We start from the raw sequence: 17,594 nt of genomic DNA on the forward strand, positions 1-17,594 counted from the left end.
TTAGAACGGCAGCAGGGACTGGAAAAAGCGCGACATCATCGAATTGACTTCGGCGCGGTCGATACGGCTGTTGGTACGGTATTCGACACGGGCGTCGGCCACCAGGGTCGAGGACACGATGTTGCCGTTCTGGATCGTATCGGGGCTGACGAGACCCGAGAAGCGGATGAACTCGATGCCCTTGTTCATGGCGACCTGCTTTTCGCCGGCGACGATCAGGTTGCCGTTCGAGAGCACTTCGGTCACGGTCACGCCGATGGTGCCGGTGAAGGCATTGCTGGCGCTCTGGTTGTCGCCGTCGGCGAACTTGATGCCGCCTTCGGTGGCGACATTCGCGCCCAGCTTCGACTGAAGCGGACCCGGCAAACCGAAGCTGGCGCTGCCCGACTTGTTGCCCGAACTGGTGCCGGCCTTGTTGGCCGAGGTTTTTTCCACGATGTTGATCGTCAGCAGGTCGCCGATCTGGCGCGCGCGGCGGTCTTCGAACATCGGACGGTAGCTGCGGGCGTTGTAGATCGCGCCGTCGCTGGGCGGCGCCAGTTCGGCCAGCGCCGGACGCGCGCTGCGCGTTTCCTGCACGATGGTGCCGGGAGTGACGGCGCAGCCGGTGAGTGCGGCCAGGATGATCGAAAAAATCAGTGTTTTCATAGCTGGGACAGTTTCGCAAGCATCTGGTCGGAGGTGGTGATCGCCTTGCTGTTGATCTCGTAGGCGCGCTGGGTCTGGATCATGTTGACCATTTCCTCGACCACGTTGACGTTCGAGGTTTCCACGAAACCCTGCATCAGGACGCCGGCGCCGTTGGTGCCCGGGGTGTTCGCGTTCGGGTTGCCCGAGGCGGTGGTTTCCAGGTACAGGTTCTCGCCCTTCGATTCCAGGCCGGCCGGATTGACGAAGGTCATCAGCTGCAGGTTGCCGATTTGCGTGGTGGCAGTGGTGCCGGCGACCTTGACCGAGACGGTGCCGTCGCGGCCGACCGTGATCGATTCGGCATTCGCCGGCACGGTGATCGGCGGCTGCACCGGGTAGCCGCTGGAGGTGACCAGGGTGCCATTGGAGTCGGTCTGGAAGGAGCCGTCGCGGGTGTAGGCCTGGGTGCCGTCGGGCAGCAGCACCGGGAAGAAACCGGCGCCGTTGACCATCACGTCCTTCGAGTTGCCCGTTTGCTGCGGGTTACCCTGGGTGAAGATGCGTTCGGTCGAGACGGCGCGCACACCGGTGCCAAGCTGCAGGCCGGAGGGCAGATTGGTTTGCTGCGAGGATTGGGCGCCGGGCTGGCGCACGGTCTGGTACAGCAAGTCCTCGAACACCGCACGCGAACGCTTGAAGCCATTGGTGCTGACGTTGGCGAGGTTGTTGGTGATGACGTCGAGGTTGGTTTGCTGCGCCTCGAGGCCGGTCTTGGCGATATACAGCGAACGAATCATGGGTTTCTCCTATGGGCAGTAGCCGAGAGCCACCGCGTATAGGAGAATTATGCTGGAGAAACACTTAATTCAAAGCAAGGATCTGACTGGCTTTCGCGGCGTTATTCTCGGCGTTCTTCATCAGGCTCATTTGCGTTTCAAAACTACGCGCCAGGCCGATCATTGACACCATGGCATCGACCGCATTCACGTTGCTGCCCTCGAGCGCGCCGCCGGCGACGCGGATGGTCGGGTCGGCCTGGGCCGGCGATCCGTCCTTTAACCGAAACAGGCCGTCGTCGCCGCGCACCAGGTCTTTTTCGGGAGGATTGACCAGTTTTAGACGGCCGAGGATCACCGGCGCGGCCGGGCGTTCGGCATTCGAGACGGTGGAAATGGTGCCGTCGCCGCCGACGGTAACGGTCACGTCCGGCGGAATCGTGATCGGACCGCCCTCGCCCGCGATGGTCTGGCCGCCGGTGGTGGTCAGCACGCCGTTCGGGCTCATCTGCAGGGCGCCGTTGCGGGTGTAGGCTTCGGTGCCGTCCGGGTTCTGCACGGCGATCCAGCCCGGTCCCTTGATGGCGACGTCGAGGTCACGCCCGGTCATCTGCAGCGGGCCGGCCGTGAAATCGGCGCCGACGGTGTTGTTGACCACGAAGGCACGGGTCGGCAAGCCTTCGCTTTGCACCGGCACGGCGCGGAAGGTGTCGAGCTGGGCACGGAAACCTGTGGTATTCAGGTTGGCCATGTTGTTCGAGGTCGTGGCCTGCTGCTCGAGGATGTGCTTGGCGCCGGAGGCGGCGGTATAGATTAAGCGATCCATATTCTTCCTTCGTGTTAGTGCCGGATGTGCTGCGGTGCGTTGACGCGTGGAGTCAGGACTCCACCCTACGTATCGCGGGTTTCGTAGGGTGGAGTCCCGACTCCACGCGGTTCACCGGTTGAACCCCGGCGAATCAACCTACGCGATTAACGCATGCTGACGAGCGTCTGCAACACCGAATCCTGCGTCTTGATCGTCTGCGCATTCGCCTGGTACACGCGCTGGGCGGTGATCATGTTGACCAGTTCCGCCGTCAGGTCGACGTTCGAGGTTTCGACCGCCGACGACTGCATCACGCCGAAGCTGCCCGAATTCGGGGTGCCGATCAGCGGCGTGCCCGAGTTGGCCGATTCGGCCCAGGCATTGTTGCCGAGCGGTTCGAGGCCGTTCGTATTCGCGAAGTTCGCCAGCACGACCTGGCCCAGCGGCTTCGACTGGCCGTTGCTGTACTGGCCGAGGATGATGCCTTCCTTGCCGATCGAGAAGCGCTGCAGGTTGCCGGCGGTGTAGCCGTCCTGGATCAGCTTCTTGTCGCTGGTCGTGCTGCCGTACTGGGTGGTGCCGGTATAGGCCAGTTCCATCGACTGGGTCTGCTCGGCGCCGGTGGACGGGAAGATCGGCAGGGCGACGGTGAACTTGCCGCCGTTGGCCGTGGTCGCCGCGTTCAGCGCGCCGTTTTCGTCGAAGCGCAAGGTGCCGACCGGGACCGCGGGCACGCGCACCGAAGCGGCGATCGCCTTGTCGACTAGTTCCGGCGTGTTCCCGGCGACACGCGCCGCATCGCCGCCGGCGGCCACGATCGCCGCCTGCGCGGCGGCATCGGCGCCGGCCGTGCCGGCCGCATCGGCCACCTTGCTCGATGCCGCAGCGGCATAAGTGGCCAGGGCCGAGGCAATCGTCGCGGCCACCGGCGGGATCGCCTTGGTGGCCGTTTCCCATGCGGCGCGCGCCGTGCTCACCGCGGCGTCGCCCTGGGCGGCCTGCGCCACCTTCAGGTTGGTCACTTCGGTGCCGTCGTTGGCCGCATACACGTCCCAGGTACCGGAACCGTTTTTCACGTAGAAGGTCGACAATACGTGCGGATTGCCCAGCGTGTCGTAGACGTCGACCGGGGTCTGCTTGTTGTAGCTGTTCGGGTCGCTCGCGTCGAACGGCGACACCACCGGGGCGGCCACGCGCGAATCGAGGTTCATCTCAATGCCGACCTTGGTGGTCGAGACCGGCTTCAGGTCGGCCGTGCTGATCTGCACCGGCATCGGTGCGCCGGCCAGGATCTCGCCGCTGGGGCCGGTGCTGTAGCCGGTCAGCTTCGCGCCTTGCGCGTTGGTCATGAAGCCGTCCTTGTCGAGCGCGAACTGTCCATTGCGGGTGTACTGCACCATGCCCGAGGAAACCGTGCGGAAGAAGCCCTGGCCGTTGATTGCGACGTCGAGCGAATTGTTCGACGATTCGATATTGCCCTGGGTGAACTGCTGGGCGATCGTCGAGACCTTGACGCCGATACCGGCCGTGACGCCGCCGGCGCCGTTGAGCGAACTCGCATACACGTCGGCGAACTGCGCCTGGGCGCCCTTGAAGCCGACGGTGCTGGCGTTGGCAATGTTGTTACCGATGACGTCCAGCGATTTGGCTGCGCCGTTCAAGCCGCTCAGGCCTTGTTGGAAAGACATGTGGTGCTCCCAGAATTTATAAAATGCGGATTGGGTAAGTAATTAGAGAACTTGCTTGATGTCGGCCAGGGAGATCGCCCCCTTGCCTGCGAGGTTCAACTTGACCCCGTCCTTGGAATTCGTGCTGACGCTGGCGACCGTGTCGAGCGTCAATGCTTTCACGTCGGTCAGCGGCTGGCCGGCGAGCGTGGCGGCGATGCGGAAGGAATAGCGGCCGTCGGCCAGCATGGCGGCGTCGACGCTGTCGCTGGTGCCGTCCCAGGCCAGCGGCATGGCGCCGGCTTCGGCCGCGCCGAGGTCGATCGTGGCCACGTCCTTGCCGGTGCGCGGATCGGTGACGATCACCTGCACGTTATCGGCCGCGGTGGCGAGATCGACGCCGAACACCGACTTGCCGCCCGAGAGGTTCAGGGTATTGCCTTCGACCAGCACGCCATGGCCGATCAGGTTGGTCGCCTGCATCGACTCGCTCGACTGGTAGCTCGACTTCAGCGTTTCCAGCGTTTCGTTCAGCTTGTTCACGCCGGTCACGGTCTGCAGCTGGGCCAGCTGGCTGGTCACCTGGGCATTGTCGAGCGGATTGAGCGGATCCTGGTTCTTGAGCTGGGTCACCAGCAGGGTCATGAACTTGTCGGTGTCGGCCTGGACGGTGTCGGTCGCCTCCTTCTTGGTGGCGTTCATGGTCGACATCAGGTCGGTGATCGAGGTGCCGCCGGTGGCGTTTACAGTGGTCATGAGGGTGTTCGCTTAATTTGATTATTGGCCGAGCGTCAGGGTTTTCAGCAGCATGCTCTTGGCCGCGTTCATCGTTTCGACGTTGTTCTGGTAGGAACGCGAGGCCGACAGCATGTTCACCATCTCGTCCACCGGGTTCACGTTCGGCATCGACACATAGCCCTTGTCGTCGGCCATCGGGTGCTTGGGGTCGTAGACCTGCTTCATCGGCGACGGGTCGTCGACCACTTCCTTGACCTTGACGCCGGTGCCGCCGGTCTGCATCGGCACCGCCTCGAACACGACCTGCTTGGCGCGGTAGGCTTCGCCGGTGCTGGAGGTGGCGCTGTCGACGTTGGCGAGGTTGCTGGCCACCGTGTTCAGGCGCTGGGCCTGGGCGCTCATGGCCGAGCCGGAGACGTTGAAGATATTGAAGAGGGACATGCTTGTTTACCCTTACTGACCGTTCTGGATCGCCGCCATCAGGCCGCGGATCTGGTGGTTGATCATGGTGATGCCGGCTTCGTAGCGCAGCGCGTTGTCGGCGAACTGGTTGCGCTCGACATCCATGTCGACCGTATTGCCGTCGACCGCGCCCTGCACCACGCCGCGGTACAGCACCGGGGTGCCGTCGGGCAGCGCCTTGCCGTCGGCCGCCGGCTGGAGGTGGCCTTTGTTCGTCGCCGCCAGCGGATTCGCCGCGGCCGGGTTGGCTTTTGCGAGCGCGCCCTGCATGGCGCTGGCGAAATCGATGTCGCGCGCCTTGAAGTTGGGCGTGTCGGCATTGGCGATATTCGACGCGATCAGTTCCTGGCGCTGGGCGCGCAGCGAGAGCGCGGATTCATTGAAGCGTAAGTAATTATCGAGTTTGCCGATCATGCCGCCTCCGGGCCGATTTCTTGTTGGGACAGGCTGAATCATACGTTTGGGCAACACTAGCCCATCGAAGGATCAGGCCCTCATTACCCCCCTTATTCAAAGTTTCGCTACGGCATCACTCAACCTAAGATGGTAGCCATTACGAAAGGCTGCTCGTCATGTTCAAGAAGCTCAAGCTGTTCTCTTTCCTGTTATTGGCGGCGCCGCTGGCGCTGGCCCAGGCCCAGACCCAGACCGGTACGCGCCAGGACGGCGCCGCGCTGCGCAAGCTCGCCGAAAACTATCTGCAGGCGCAAAGCGCCGGCCTGCCGGGGAAAGTCACCATTAAAGTCGGTGCGGTCGATCCGCGCCTGACGCTGGCCGCCTGCCCGGCGCCGGAAGCCTTCCAGCAGCCGGGCGCGCGTCCCTGGGGCAAGACCACGGTGGGCGTGCGCTGCACGGCGCCGGTGTGGAGCATGTTCCTGCAGGCGCAAGTCAACGTCGTGGCCGATTACGTCACCGCCGCCGTGCCGCTGGCCCAGGGCCAGCCGATCGACGCCAGCCAGCTGGCGACGGTGCAGGGCGACATCGCCGCCATGCCGAACGGGATCATCACCGACATGGCGCAGGCGATCGGGCGTACGCCGACGGTCTCGCTGCCGGCCGGCACGCCGCTGCGGCTGGACGCCTTGAAATCGAAACCGGTGGTGCAGCAGAACCAGGCGGTGCGCATCGTCTCGCGCGGCGAGAATTTCTCGGTGTCGGGCGAAGGCAAGGCGATCGGCAATGCCGGCGAAGGCCAGATCGTGCAGGTGCGCACGCCGCGCGGGGCGATCGTCAGCGGCACCGCCAGGAATGGCGGCATTGTCGAAGTGGCATTGTAATCGCCAGGTTCACGGCCCTGCCCAGCTTGTATTTTGAAAAACCTTCCCTGTTTGGGGTTCTGCGCTAAAGTTTGTAGGCTGACAGCCGTTACACACTGCAGATCCCGGAGTTCCTGCTCCGAACAGAGAAGGATAATGCTGTGAAAATTAACGATACCCTCAAAGGGGCGCAAGCCCAGCAGTTGACGAACACCACGGCAGCGAACGCCAAGCAGGCCGAAAAGGCGGCGGCGACGGCCACCACGGCGCCGACCGACAGCGTCCGCCTGTCCTCGCAGGCGCAGGCGGCGGGCGGCGCCTCGAGCACCGCGCAAGTGTTCGATGCCAAGAAAGTTGAACGTATCAAGCTTGCGATTGCCGATGGGCAGTTCCAAGTCAATTCCGAACGAATCGCGGACGGGTTATTGGACACCGTGCGCGACCTGCTCCACTCACGCAACCGATAACGACCGATGACCCTTCCGCACGCCACCCTCACCTCTGAACACGAGCACATTGCCGCGCTGGTCACATTGATGAAGCAGGAACAGCAATTGCTGGTGGCGGCGGATGCGGACGCATTGGGCGAACTCACCCCGCGCAAGGTAGCGCTGGTGCAAGAGCTGGCGCAACTGTCGCGCCAGCGCCACGGCGCACTCGGCGCCGCCGGCTTCATCGCTGCCGAAGCGGGCATGGAACCCTGGCTGGCCGCGCGTGGCGACGATGCCGCCCGCGCCGCCTGGTCGCAGCTGCTGGCGGCAACCGCCGAAGCCAAGGAACTGAACCGCGTGAATGGCATGCTGCTCAACCGCCAGATGGCGCATAACCAGACGGTCTTGAATGCGCTGCGCACGCCGGCGGCGGCGCCGGAATCGACGCTCTATGGGGCCAAGGGGCAGACCTTCGGCAGCGCGCCGTCGAGGCGGTTCGTGCTGGGGTGATCTGGTAAATCTTGTTGTGATGACGGCCGCCGATGCGGCCGTTGTTGTTTCTGTCGGGTGGGCTGATGCTTACCCGTAAGGTGGGCGGCTACACCTTGGCAAGTGATTGCCTATTGCCTGGATGCCGCCCACGCGTTCAAGCGCACTCTGAAACTTCGCGACAGATCACCGACTGGTTGAACGCGTGGGCGGCGCAGACGTGTCTGGTCCGCAAACTAAGAGGTGGAGCCGCCCGCCTTACGAGTCTACGGATCGTTCTCGAAACCGGTTATACAGCGGGCAGTCTGATGTGGCCGCGTCATCGGTTTTGTAGGGTGGGCGCCCCGTGCCCACGCGGTACGGACGTGTCCTTTTGGCCTGGTGCCATTAATGACGACGCATCACCGCAACGGAGTGTTGCATCGTCACGCAAACGCGTGGGCTCGGGGCGCCCACCCTACGAAACCTTGCTTCGGCGCAAGCTTGGCTGCCTCAACAAGCGGAAAGTATTCCTGAATGTCATCAACTGACGGAGGAATCCCATGGTCCGCACCGCCCTTGCCACCCTGCTGCTCGCCGCCATCCTGCCCGCCTACGCCGACATCGCCGTCACCATCACGCCCGAACGCGCGGCGCTCGGCAAACGCGACGAGGTCATGGTCAACGTAACGCTCACCAATACCGGCACGGCGCCGGAACGCATCCTGAAAGCGCGCACGCCATTCGGCCCGGCCGAATTCCCGCTGTTCGAGATCACGCGCGACGGCCAGCCGGTGCGCTATCTCGGGCGCGAAGTGAAACGCCGCGTGCCGGTCGAGGCCGACTACCTGGTGCTGGCGCCGGGCGAAAGCCGCAGCGCGCGCGTCGAACTCTCGCATTCCTACGACATGGCCGCCACCGGCGCCTATGCGGTGCGTTATTGGGGTACTGCGCGCGGCACCGCTGCCGGGCCGAGCATGGAGACCGGCGCCATCGTATCGAATACGGCCTCGCTCTTCATCGAGGGGCGCCTGCCGCGCGGCACCAGCATGCCGCTGCTGGCCGCCCCGGCCGGCCCGGGCCTGTCCTACGCGCAGTGCTCGAACGCCCAGCAGGAGACGATCGCCGAAGCGGTCGCGGCCGGCAGCGCGATGGCAGCCAACGGCCTCGGCTACCTCACCAGCGGCAAGGAACAGGGCCAGCGCTACAGCAACTGGTTCGGCGCGCTCGACGCCGCGCGCCAGGCGGTCGTGAACAAGAATTTCACGGCGATCAAGGATGCCTTCGACACCAAGCCGGTCAAAGTCGATTGCGGCTGCGACGAGGATTATTTCGCCTACGTCTACCCGTTCCAGCCGTACACGATCTACGTCTGCAATGCCTTCTGGACCGCGCCGATGACCGGCACCGATTCGAAAGGCGGCACCATGCTGCACGAGATGAGCCACTTCGACATCGTCGCCGGCACCGACGACCACGTGTATGGCCAGCAGGGCGCGGCCGAGATGGCGCGCACGGCGCCGCAGCGGGCGATCAACAATGCCGATTCGCATGAATACTTCGGAGAGAATACGCCACCCTTGCAATGATGATGTGCGCGGTACGCAGGCCCTTCCGCGGGCCTGTCGGCCCGCTGTTCGCTTTTTTTTTGCGCGTTAAAACTGTACGGTTGGCGAGACAAGCAGCATCGTTGTTTAGCTACAACTGCTTTGGTTCTACGAAACGTTCCATTGTAGAATGCGCGAAACTTTTGCGGACCCATAATGAATCAACCGAAGCACGTCGCCTACCGGCCCGACATCGACGGTATGCGTGCAATCGCCGTACTGAGCGTTGTCTTTTTCCACATCGACAAATCGCTGGTACCTGGAGGATTTGCCGGCGTCGACATCTTCTTCGTGATTTCGGGTTATCTCATTACCCTTCTTATCTACGGCCAGATGTCGGCCGGCACCTTCAGCTTTTCCGACTTCTACAAGCGCAGGATCAATCGCATTGCACCGGCGCTTTTCGTTTTGATAGCGATCGTATCGGCGATCAGTCTGTTCATTCTTTCTCCTGCCGATCTGGTAAGGATGTTCAAAAGCGCCATCTATTCGAGCCTTGGTGTATCCAACGTGTTTTTCTGGCGTGAATATGGCAGTTACTTCTCGTCCGGAATCGACGAAGCGCCGCTTCTGCATACCTGGTCATTGTCGGTAGAAGAACAGTTCTACGTTGTCTGGCCGCTGCTATTGCTGGTGATTGCCCGCCTGCGGCCTGCGTACAGGAATAGCATGATCGGCATCGGCATCGTCGCCGCCATCGTCCTGTCTGAATTCGGAACCCGGAATGCGGCGTCGGCATCCTATTACCTGCTTCCCACCCGCTTCTTCGAACTCTTCATCGGCGGCGCCCTCGCCATTTTCTTTTTCTATCGAAAAGCGCCGCCAGGCCTGCGCACCTCGCATGTGCTCGGCGCGGCAGGGCTTCTGCTCACGTTCGGCAGTCTGTATTTATTGAACGAAAAATCTTCCTTCCCCGGATTGAATGCGCTCTACCCATGCCTGGGCGCCGCTTTTCTGATCGCGGCTGGAGAAAATGCAGGTTCGTTCACCGCCCGGCTCCTGGCTGTGAAGCCGCTGGTATTGGTTGGATTGATTTCTTATTCCCTCTATCTGTGGCACTGGCCGCTGATTGCGTTTATACATTACCTCGGCATTCGCATCGACATGCTTACCGGTACGCTCCTCTTCCTGCTGGCGATTTGCCTGGGCTGGGCATCATGGCGGTTCGTGGAACGTCCGTTCCGGCAATCGGGCGGGAAAATGCAATTCGGGGCTGTCGTTGGTTATCGCTATCTTGCCCCGGTTGCGGCCGTTGCCCTTGCTTTCGTCGGCGTGGCGCACACCGGGGGCGTGCCGGGCAGATTCGACGCCCGCGTTCCCAAGTATGAACAGATCATTGCCACTGCCCCGAACGAGCTGCGGCCGGACTGCCATTCCTCGGCATTCAATTACGATCGCAAGCCAGCGGCGTCGTGCCTCCTCGGCACCCCCGGCAAGGCGGCCGATGCCCTGCTCATTGGCGACTCCTATGGAAATCACTTTACCGGCATGGTGGACATCCTGGCAAAAAACGACCGGATTTCAGTGATGGACTACACCATGGACGGATGCCTGCCGGTGAAAGGCATGGGCTTCGGTGCGCAGGACTCGTATGCGCAGAAATGCAAGGCCAGAAATGCGTTCATCTACAACCACATTTCATTGAGCAAATACAAGCATGTCATCCTGGCCGGTTCATGGCACTCCCTTCGCACCGCGGGCGAACTCGCCGATGTAAAAAAAGGCTTGAATGACTCGGTCGCTGCCATTATTGCCGCAGGTGCAAAGCCAATTATTATTCTTGCAAACGAAGGTACCGAAAACGCCAACTGTCCGGTACGCCGCCTGTTGAACGGAAGTATAAAAAACTGCGACAGAAAACAGGAGCCGAACCGGATGTGGGACACGCTGTTTGCGGAACTGAAAGCGAACTTCCCGGTGCTGCATTTCGTCGATCCAAACCAGGCCATTTGCAGCAACGGCCTTTGTCACGCCATGCTGGGCGATATCCCCCTGTACCGGGACGCGGGACATCTGAACGATGTCGGATCGCGGGCGATCGGAAACGTGCTGGTTGAAAAGCGCATGCACATCGTTGGACCACAGGATTTCCTGTCGGCGCAACATTAAAGCCCGTGGGCGGTGCGCCCAATGACGCTCGGCTCACGCCCGGCGGCGAAGCACAGGGCCAGCGCCATATAACTAGTTCAACGCCCGTCAATACGCGCTAGCATGAAAGGAATATGAAATCCAGCGGCGCACAAACAAACTGCAACATTGTTACTTTTTCGCAAACGGATGCCACACACGATCCGAATTGCATTGCTGTCAGCTCATGAATTCGCCAGTATGGGGGTGGGTTTTCTCTGATCGACGTCAGATCTCATGCGAAAAACCCATCAAAAGAATGGCCGAACAATCGGCCACGACAAACAACATACGGAGAAGTTACACATGAGCTCGAACAGCATCTGGAAGTCGGCATTCGGTATCGCAGCCCTGACCCTCGCCGCCGCCGCGCAGGCAGGGTCGAACGGCGTGAAGGTGGACGTGGCCCTGGACAAGGCGGCGCTCGGCCCGAGCGACGACGTGTACGTGAAGGTCACCATCACCAACACCTCGGCCACCCCGCAGTATGTGCTCAAGGCGCGCACGCCGTTCGAGGGCCTGTCGGCGCCGCTGTTCGAGGTCACCCGCGACGGCGCGCCGGTCGCCTATACCGGCGCCCTGATCAAGCGCGCCAAGCCGACCCAGGCCGACTATTACCTGCTCAAGCCGGGCGCCTCGCACACGACCAGGGTCGAGCTGTCGTCGCTGTACGACATGAGCGTCAGCGGCGACTATGCGATTGCCTACCGCACCGCCTCTCCGGACCTGTTCCTGGCCAACGACAAGGGCGCCACCGCGGCCCGTGCCGTAGCGGACAAGGCAGCCGCCCGCGACATCGGCGAACTGCAGTCGCAAGCGGCGCAGGTGTACATCGAAGGCCGCCTGCCGCGCGGCGCCGAGTCGCCCATCATGCAGGCGCTCAAGCAAGGTAATGCCGGCGGCGGCATGGCGACCACGCAAGGCCTGAGCTATGCGTCGTGCACCGCCTCGCAGCAGAGCACGATCGCCTCGGCCATCGCAGCCGCCAAAACGATGAGCAATAGCTCGGTCACCTACATGGCGAAGACGAGCATGGGTCCGCGCTATACGAAATGGTTCGGCACCGTGAACTCGTCGCGCGTGGCGACCGTCAAGGCGAATTACGGCAAGATCAAGAACGCCTTCGATAACCAGAACGTGGTGGTCGACTGCAGCTGCAAGGACAGCTACTACGCCTACGTGTACCCGACCCAGCCGTACCGCATCTACGTGTGCAACGCGTTCTGGACGGCGCCGATGAGCGGCACCGATTCGAAGGGCGGCACCCTGGTGCATGAGATGAGCCACTTCGACATCATCGCCAACACCGACGACAACGTGTACGGCCAGAGCGGCGCCGCCAGCCTGGCGATCAGCAATCCGGCCGCGGCAGTGAAGAACGCCGATAACCACGAGTACTTTGCCGAAAATACGCCGGCGCTGAACTAACACGGCAGGCCAAAGGTCCCGGCACGCCGGGACCTTTTTATTTCAGGGTGGCGATAAAGGAGACGGGCCGCGCGGGAAATTCCAGCGGCTTGTCGAGCTGTTTCACGTCCGCCAGCACCAGACCGTTGTAGCCGATGTTGTAGTTGTGGCGGCCCTTGGCGAAGGCATAGGCGTTGGTAATGTCGATCGTATTCGTCAGCATCTTGCCGGGTGCCAGCGGCTGGTAATCGGCGGCGGTGAGCGCGGCGCGCTTGACCATCTTGCCGGTGTAGGCGATCGGTTTGCCGCCGGCGTCGCGCAAGTCGAAGCGCGCGCCCGTGAGTTCGCTTCCCGCCGCCAGCTCGCGCGGCAGCCAGACCGTGGTCTTGCCCTGGTTGGTGAACGTCATTTCCACCAGCACCTTGCCCGGTGGCGTTTTGAGGTCCATGCTGTGTTTCACGCTCACGGTCGGTTCTCCGGCAGCGCCCGCAAGCGCGGGCAGGAGGCTCGCCGCGCCCAAGGCGGCCAGCAGGATGATTCTGCGCTGCATACTTAGCTCCATATGGTTGTGTCGCTCATTGTGCGGGCGCAGGCCGAAAAAACCAAGAGTGACGGCCGCATCGTCACGGATGAAACAATATTTCATCCATGCGGTCAAAATGAAATTTTATTTCGCCCCATCCGGCACGGTGGCCAGAATGGTCACCGTCACCCGGCGGTTACGTGCCCTGCCCGCCTCATCCGTATTCGGCGCCACCGGCTGGTTCGCCGCATGCCCGACCGCCGTCAGGCGCCCCGCTGCCACGCCGCTGTCGATGAACAGGCGCACCACGCTGCTGGCGCGCACGGTCGATAATTCCCAGTTCGACGGATATAGCGGATTGGCAATCGGCAGGTTGTCGGTATGCCCTTCGACTTCGATCGCATACGGCTCGCCGCGCAGCAAGGTGGCGACCGAGCCGAGGGTGGCGCGCGCCTCGCCGCCGAGCGCGGCCTGCCCTTCCTCGAACAGGACTTTCGCATTGATCTCGACCGTCACTCCGCGCCCGGTCTGGCTCACGCGCACCTGCCCGTTCTGGACCAGCGGCGCCAGCGAGGCGCTCAGGTCGCGCGCCAGGGTATTTAACCGTTCGCGCTCGCGCCGCGCCGCGTCCGCGCGCTTGCGTGCGATCAGGTTCGTCAGGGGAAGTTGCTCGACGGTCGAGCTGGCCTGCGGCGTGTCCGGGCGTCCGCCAAAGGCGTCGCCCAGCGCATCCGATAGCGTCTTGTACTTGCCGGTGTTGACCACCGAAATCGCGTACATGACCACAAAAAAGGCAAACAGCAGCGTGATGAAGTCGGCGTAGGAGATCAGCCAGCGCTCGTGGCTGTCGCGGTCTTCCGCTTCGTCATAACGCTTTCTCGCCATCTCAGCGTTTCACCAGCAGGCTGGCGACGCGCTCCTCGACCACGCGCGCATGGTTGCCGCTGGCGATGTCGTGGAACACTTCGATCAGGATGTCGTATTGCGCGACCTGGTCGGCAACGATGGCTTTCAGCTTGTTCGCAACCGGCAGGAAGAACAGGTTGGCCAGCCCGACCCCGTACACGGTCGAGACAAAGGCCACGGCAATGCCGGAACCCAGGCGCGACGGATCGGACAGGTTTTCCATCACGTGGATCAGGCCGAGTACAGCGCCCAGGATGCCGATCGTCGGCGCATAGCCGGCGGCCGACTCCCACACGCGCGCGGCCTGGCGCTCGGCGAATTCGAAGGCGGTCACTTCCATCTCGAGCAGCCCGCGGATTTTCTCGGGCGCGATGCCGTCGACCACCAGGCGCAAGCCCTTCTGCACGAACAGGTCCTTGTTTCCCATGTACTGCTCGAGCGCGAGCAAGCCGTCGCGGCGCGCGGTATGGCTCCACAGTGCAATCTCGCGCGACAGCGGCTGGCGCCGGTTTTTGGGCGGGAAAAATACCCAGCGCAGCATGCGCATGCCGCGTGTAAACGTGCGCGCTTCGGATTGCAGCAGCACGGCGCCGAAAGTGCCGACCACGACGATGGCGAATGCCGCCGGCTGGATCAGGGAAGCGAAACGGCCGCCGTCGAGCGTGTGTCCGACCAGCAGACCGGCCAGGGCCAGGGCCAGGCCGATCAGGCTGGCGAAGTCCACAGTTTTTCCTTGAGCGAAGCACGCATGCGCGCCACGGCTTGCGTATGCAGTTGCGACACGCGCGATTCGGACACGCCAAGCACGGCGCCGATTTCCTTCAGGTTCAGCTCTTCTTCGTAATACAGGCCCATCAGGATCTTCTCGCGCGGCGGCAAGGCGTCGATGGCGGCGATCACGGCCGAGCGGAAGTCGGTGTCGAGCAGCGCGCGCAGCGGGTCGTCTTCATCCACCGCATAGCGGTCGAGGAAGCTGTCGTTGCCGTCTTCGTCGTGGAAATCTTCGTAGTACACCAGTTGGTGGCCGCCGCCTTCGAACAGCATTTCCTGGTACTCGGCCAGCGGCACGTCGAGCGACTTCGCCACTTCGAGCTCGCTGGGCGGACGCCCCAGTTGCTGCTGCAGCTTGGTCATCGCCGTCTCGACCTTCTTCATGGTCGAGCGCGTGCTGCGCGGCATCCAGTCGTTGCTGCGCAGCTCGTCGACCATGGCCCCGCGGATGCGCAGCACGGCATAGGTCTCGAACTGGGCGCCGTGGTTGTCTTCGTAGCGGTTGATGGCATCGAGCAGGCCCATCATGCCGGCCTGGATCAGGTCGTCCACCTCGACCGACGGCGGCAGCTTCGCTTTCATCTGATGGGCGAGGCGCTTCACGAGCGGGGCGTGCTCGGTGAGCAGGTGGTTCTTGTCGGCTTTTCCTTTGACGGTATACATGCTTGTTCTTTTTTCTCAGGAACCAAAATGCGCGCCGCCGCGCGTCATGCCGGACAGTGCAAAACGCCCGGCCAGCTGGCGAAAGGCCACCGAGGCCCCGGCCAGCGGAAAGGCATCGACCACCGAACGTCCAAGACGCGCGGCGCGGTGCAGGTATTCGTCCGCCGGCACCGAGCCCATCGAACTCAACGTTACTGCAAGGTAACGGCTTGCTGCCGCCGACATATTATCGTAAACCACTTTCGCCTCTGCCTCGCTTGCGCCCGTGACCAGCACGCCGAACGGACGGCGGCCCAGCGCCTGCGCCAGGCGTTTAATGAGGCCATAGGCGTTGGTGATCGAGGTGGCGCCGGTCGAGACCTGGACCACGATTTCGGAATCGGCCAGCAGCGGCACCGCAAAGCCGCCGTCGCCATCGACTTCGCCATCGACGATGACGATGCCGCCCTGCTTTTTCACCAGCACGTCGAAGGCCTTGGACAGGCGGCGCGCTTCGTCGGCATCCACCGCCGCCTGGCCGTCGCGCGCCAGCAGCGCCACATTGAAACCCTGGGGCGCGGTCTGCACCACCTGGTTCAGCGCGCATTCCTGGCGCGCCACCTGCAGCAGGCTGGCGTGGCGTTCCATCTCCAGGCGGCGGGCGACGCCATAGTCGCGCCGGCAAGCATCGACGATCAGGACATCGTTGCCGGCCTGGGCCAGCGAGGCGCCCAGGTTGACCAGCATCGCGCCCTTGTCGTCGCTCGGGGTGGCGGATAAAAACGTGACGATGCGTGGCTTGGGGCCGGCCAGCATGCGGCGCAGGCCTTCGGCCTGGTCGAAATCGAAACTAGACAAAGCGCACCTCGCGCAGGCTCTCGTCCTTGTGCACGTTGCCGGTGCCGGCCATCATCAGCGGCAGGTCGGCATCATCCAATTGATTGGCGCCGTCGCGGCGGCTGCGGAAGGCGCGGTCGACCAGCAGCGCGCGGTCGGCCAGGTGCAGGTCTTCCGGCACGCGCTGGCCATTCGAGATGTAATGCAGGTTCAGCTTCTGGCGGATGATCACGTCGAGCACGTTGCCGATCGACGCCGCTTCGTCCATCTTGGTCATGATGCAGCCGTGCAGGCCGCTGCCCTGGTAGGCGCGCACGACTTCGGCCAGGGTTTCGTTGGTCGAGGTGGCGTTCAGGCACAGCAGGCGTTTCACGTCGGCGCCGGCGCCGGCCAGCATGGCCACCTGTTCGGTGACCATCTGGTCGCGCTGCGACATGCCGATGGTGTCGATCAGCACGGTGTGCTTGTTCTTGAGTTCTTTCAGGGCGATGCGCAGGTCGGCTTCATCCTTCACCGAGTGCACCATCACGCCCAGGATCTTGCCGTAGATACGCAGTTGTTCGTGGCCGCCGATACGGTAGGCGTCGGTGGTGATCAGCGCCAGCTTTTCCGGGCCGTGGCGCATCACGCAGCGCGCGGCCAGCTTGGCGGTGGTGGTGGTCTTGCCGACGCCGGTCGGGCCGACCAGGGCGAACACGCCGCCCTTGTCGAGCAGCGTGTCTTCGTCGGCCATCGTGGTCAGGTTGCGCGCCAGCACGGTCTTGATCCAGCGCATCGCCTCGGCGGCATCCTTGTTCGCCGGCATCTTGTCGATCAGGTAGCGCGACAGCGACGCCGAGAAACCGGCGGCCAGCATTTCGCGCAGCACGACCGCCTTTTGCGGCTCGCGCGCTTGCGTGCCGCCCCAGGACAGCTCGGCCAGTTGCGATTCCATCATGCCGCGCATGGCGCGCAGTTCGCTCATCATGCCGCTCATCTCTTGCGCAGCCGATTCCTTGGCCTGGGAGATCGCGGCCGACATCATCGCGGTCATGGCGGCCATGTCGAAGGCCGGCTCCGGCTGCGGGGCGCGGCGGTTGGCGTAGCTGTGTTCGGCTGCGAATTCCGGCTCGGGTTGCGGCGCGCGGCGGCTCGCAAACATCGGCTCAGGGGCGAATTCCGGCTCAGGCTGCGGTGCACGACGGCTGGCGTAGATCTGTTCCGGCGTGGCGGCGGGCGCGGCGGCGCGACGGTTGACGAAGGCCGGCGCTTCCGGCTCGAAGGCGTTCAGGTCCAGGCGCGGCTGCGGCTGGGCCATGGCGGAATCCGGCGCCGGGGCGGCCAGGGAAGCGACGTCGTCGTTGTCGAGCGCCAGGATTTCGACGACGCCGTCGACGGGACGGTTCGAGAGGATGACGGCATCAGGGCCGAGCGCATCGCGCACCTTGCGCAAGGCTTCCCGGGATGTTGCCGCTGTAAATTTCTTCACATTCATCTTATTCTCCGCACTGCGCTATTCGATGGTGACCGGCGCGCACGAGGCCGGTCTATGGGATAGA

General features: G+C 63.2%; 19 protein-coding genes. 6 read left to right on the top strand and 13 right to left on the bottom strand.

Annotated elements, in window-relative coordinates; all coding sequences use genetic code 11:
* The 7 genes from AC56LG_RS05470 to flgB form a co-directional block, all read right to left on the bottom strand.
* Complete coding sequence (locus AC56LG_RS05470) at positions 1 to 648, bottom strand: flagellar basal body L-ring protein FlgH (protein ID WP_497165112.1); 648 nt, start codon at positions 646 to 648, stop codon at positions 1 to 3.
* Positions 645 to 1,427: a flagellar basal-body rod protein FlgG gene (flgG, locus tag AC56LG_RS05475; protein WP_497165113.1), complete on the bottom strand. Its 783-nt coding sequence runs from the start codon at positions 1,425 to 1,427 to the stop codon at positions 645 to 647. The genes AC56LG_RS05470 and flgG overlap by 4 nt, the downstream gene beginning before the upstream one ends.
* A gap of 64 nt (positions 1,428 to 1,491) precedes the next feature.
* Complete coding sequence (gene flgF / locus AC56LG_RS05480; RefSeq protein WP_497165114.1) at positions 1,492 to 2,232, bottom strand: flagellar basal-body rod protein FlgF; 741 nt, start codon at positions 2,230 to 2,232, stop codon at positions 1,492 to 1,494.
* Positions 2,233 to 2,378: 146 nt separating this feature from the next.
* Entirely contained in the window at positions 2,379 to 3,902 is a 1,524-nt protein-coding gene (locus AC56LG_RS05485) for a flagellar hook protein FlgE (RefSeq protein ID WP_497165115.1), read from the bottom strand.
* Between the two features lie 42 nt (positions 3,903 to 3,944).
* Positions 3,945 to 4,637, bottom strand: a complete 693-nt coding sequence (locus AC56LG_RS05490) for a flagellar hook assembly protein FlgD (protein WP_497165116.1) — start codon at positions 4,635 to 4,637, stop codon at positions 3,945 to 3,947.
* A gap of 21 nt (positions 4,638 to 4,658) precedes the next feature.
* On the bottom strand, positions 4,659 to 5,060 hold the full coding sequence (gene flgC / locus AC56LG_RS05495; protein WP_497165117.1) for a flagellar basal body rod protein FlgC: 402 nt from the start codon (positions 5,058 to 5,060) through the stop codon (positions 4,659 to 4,661).
* A 12-nt stretch (positions 5,061 to 5,072) separates the two neighbouring features.
* Entirely contained in the window at positions 5,073 to 5,495 is a 423-nt protein-coding gene (gene flgB / locus AC56LG_RS05500) for a flagellar basal body rod protein FlgB (protein WP_497165118.1), read from the bottom strand.
* Positions 5,496 to 5,653: 158 nt separating this feature from the next.
* Here flgB and flgA point away from each other — a divergent pair, with 158 nt between their 5' ends.
* The 6 genes from flgA (at position 5,654) to AC56LG_RS05530 (ending at position 12,398) form a co-directional block, all read left to right on the top strand.
* Entirely contained in the window at positions 5,654 to 6,358 is a 705-nt protein-coding gene (gene flgA, locus AC56LG_RS05505; RefSeq protein ID WP_497165119.1) for a flagellar basal body P-ring formation chaperone FlgA, read from the top strand.
* 140 nt (positions 6,359 to 6,498) lie between these two features.
* Positions 6,499 to 6,804, top strand: a complete 306-nt coding sequence (gene flgM / locus AC56LG_RS05510; RefSeq protein WP_497165120.1) for a flagellar biosynthesis anti-sigma factor FlgM — start codon at positions 6,499 to 6,501, stop codon at positions 6,802 to 6,804.
* A gap of 6 nt (positions 6,805 to 6,810) precedes the next feature.
* Positions 6,811 to 7,278: a flagella synthesis protein FlgN gene (locus AC56LG_RS05515; RefSeq protein ID WP_497165121.1), complete on the top strand. Its 468-nt coding sequence runs from the start codon at positions 6,811 to 6,813 to the stop codon at positions 7,276 to 7,278.
* Between the two features lie 521 nt (positions 7,279 to 7,799).
* On the top strand, positions 7,800 to 8,825 hold the full coding sequence (locus AC56LG_RS05520) for a M35 family metalloendopeptidase (protein ID WP_497165122.1): 1,026 nt from the start codon (positions 7,800 to 7,802) through the stop codon (positions 8,823 to 8,825).
* 174 nt (positions 8,826 to 8,999) lie between these two features.
* A complete protein-coding gene (locus tag AC56LG_RS05525; RefSeq protein WP_497165123.1) occupies positions 9,000 to 10,952 on the top strand; it encodes an acyltransferase family protein in 1,953 nt (650 codons plus the stop codon).
* 324 nt (positions 10,953 to 11,276) lie between these two features.
* Positions 11,277 to 12,398, top strand: coding sequence for a M35 family metalloendopeptidase (locus AC56LG_RS05530; protein ID WP_497165124.1), 1,122 nt, complete (start codon positions 11,277 to 11,279; stop codon positions 12,396 to 12,398).
* A 37-nt stretch (positions 12,399 to 12,435) separates the two neighbouring features.
* On the opposite strand, the gene AC56LG_RS05535 is transcribed toward AC56LG_RS05530, so the two are convergent.
* From AC56LG_RS05535 to flhF, 6 genes are all read right to left on the bottom strand, one after another.
* Entirely contained in the window at positions 12,436 to 12,927 is a 492-nt protein-coding gene (locus AC56LG_RS05535) for a hypothetical protein (RefSeq protein WP_497165125.1), read from the bottom strand.
* A gap of 117 nt (positions 12,928 to 13,044) precedes the next feature.
* Positions 13,045 to 13,785: a flagellar motor protein MotD gene (gene motD / locus AC56LG_RS05540; RefSeq protein WP_497165126.1), complete on the bottom strand. Its 741-nt coding sequence runs from the start codon at positions 13,783 to 13,785 to the stop codon at positions 13,045 to 13,047.
* Position 13,786: 1 nt separating this feature from the next.
* Complete coding sequence (locus tag AC56LG_RS05545) at positions 13,787 to 14,530, bottom strand: flagellar motor protein (RefSeq protein WP_497165127.1); 744 nt, start codon at positions 14,528 to 14,530, stop codon at positions 13,787 to 13,789.
* Positions 14,512 to 15,240: an RNA polymerase sigma factor FliA gene (locus tag AC56LG_RS05550; RefSeq protein ID WP_192051562.1), complete on the bottom strand. Its 729-nt coding sequence runs from the start codon at positions 15,238 to 15,240 to the stop codon at positions 14,512 to 14,514. Before AC56LG_RS05550 ends, AC56LG_RS05545 begins: the two co-directional genes overlap by 19 nt.
* Positions 15,241 to 15,255: 15 nt before the next feature.
* Positions 15,256 to 16,077 carry a MinD/ParA family ATP-binding protein gene (locus AC56LG_RS05555; protein WP_497165128.1) on the bottom strand — a complete coding sequence of 274 codons (822 nt, stop codon included), beginning with the start codon at positions 16,075 to 16,077 and terminating at the stop codon, positions 15,256 to 15,258.
* Positions 16,070 to 17,530: a flagellar biosynthesis GTPase FlhF gene (gene flhF, locus AC56LG_RS05560; RefSeq protein WP_497165129.1), complete on the bottom strand. Its 1,461-nt coding sequence runs from the start codon at positions 17,528 to 17,530 to the stop codon at positions 16,070 to 16,072. The genes AC56LG_RS05555 and flhF overlap by 8 nt, the downstream gene beginning before the upstream one ends.
* Positions 17,531 to 17,594: the final 64 nt, after the last annotated feature.

This window comes from Telluria sp. ZB2R32 (genome assembly GCF_059685715.1).

What these genes read in the sequence shown, in the direction of transcription:
- motD (WP_497165126.1), bottom strand. Translation starts at nt 13,785, where the DNA reads ATGGCGAGAAAGCGTTATGACGAAGCGGAAGACCGCGACAGCCACGAG.
- flgC (WP_497165117.1), bottom strand. Translation starts at nt 5,060, where the DNA reads ATGTCCCTCTTCAATATCTTCAACGTCTCCGGCTCGGCCATGAGCGCC.
- AC56LG_RS05490 (WP_497165116.1), bottom strand. Translation starts at nt 4,637, where the DNA reads ATGACCACTGTAAACGCCACCGGCGGCACCTCGATCACCGACCTGATG.
- AC56LG_RS05525 (WP_497165123.1), top strand. Translation starts at nt 9,000, where the DNA reads ATGAATCAACCGAAGCACGTCGCCTACCGGCCCGACATCGACGGTATG.
- flgA (WP_497165119.1), top strand. Translation starts at nt 5,654, where the DNA reads ATGTTCAAGAAGCTCAAGCTGTTCTCTTTCCTGTTATTGGCGGCGCCG.
- flhF (WP_497165129.1), bottom strand. Translation starts at nt 17,530, where the DNA reads ATGAATGTGAAGAAATTTACAGCGGCAACATCCCGGGAAGCCTTGCGC.
- flgB (WP_497165118.1), bottom strand. Translation starts at nt 5,495, where the DNA reads ATGATCGGCAAACTCGATAATTACTTACGCTTCAATGAATCCGCGCTC.
- AC56LG_RS05485 (WP_497165115.1), bottom strand. Translation starts at nt 3,902, where the DNA reads ATGTCTTTCCAACAAGGCCTGAGCGGCTTGAACGGCGCAGCCAAATCG.
- AC56LG_RS05550 (WP_192051562.1), bottom strand. Translation starts at nt 15,240, where the DNA reads ATGTATACCGTCAAAGGAAAAGCCGACAAGAACCACCTGCTCACCGAG.
- AC56LG_RS05470 (WP_497165112.1), bottom strand. Translation starts at nt 648, where the DNA reads ATGAAAACACTGATTTTTTCGATCATCCTGGCCGCACTCACCGGCTGC.
- flgF (WP_497165114.1), bottom strand. Translation starts at nt 2,232, where the DNA reads ATGGATCGCTTAATCTATACCGCCGCCTCCGGCGCCAAGCACATCCTC.
- flgG (WP_497165113.1), bottom strand. Translation starts at nt 1,427, where the DNA reads ATGATTCGTTCGCTGTATATCGCCAAGACCGGCCTCGAGGCGCAGCAA.
- AC56LG_RS05515 (WP_497165121.1), top strand. Translation starts at nt 6,811, where the DNA reads ATGACCCTTCCGCACGCCACCCTCACCTCTGAACACGAGCACATTGCC.
- AC56LG_RS05530 (WP_497165124.1), top strand. Translation starts at nt 11,277, where the DNA reads ATGAGCTCGAACAGCATCTGGAAGTCGGCATTCGGTATCGCAGCCCTG.
- AC56LG_RS05520 (WP_497165122.1), top strand. Translation starts at nt 7,800, where the DNA reads ATGGTCCGCACCGCCCTTGCCACCCTGCTGCTCGCCGCCATCCTGCCC.
- AC56LG_RS05535 (WP_497165125.1), bottom strand. Translation starts at nt 12,927, where the DNA reads ATGCAGCGCAGAATCATCCTGCTGGCCGCCTTGGGCGCGGCGAGCCTC.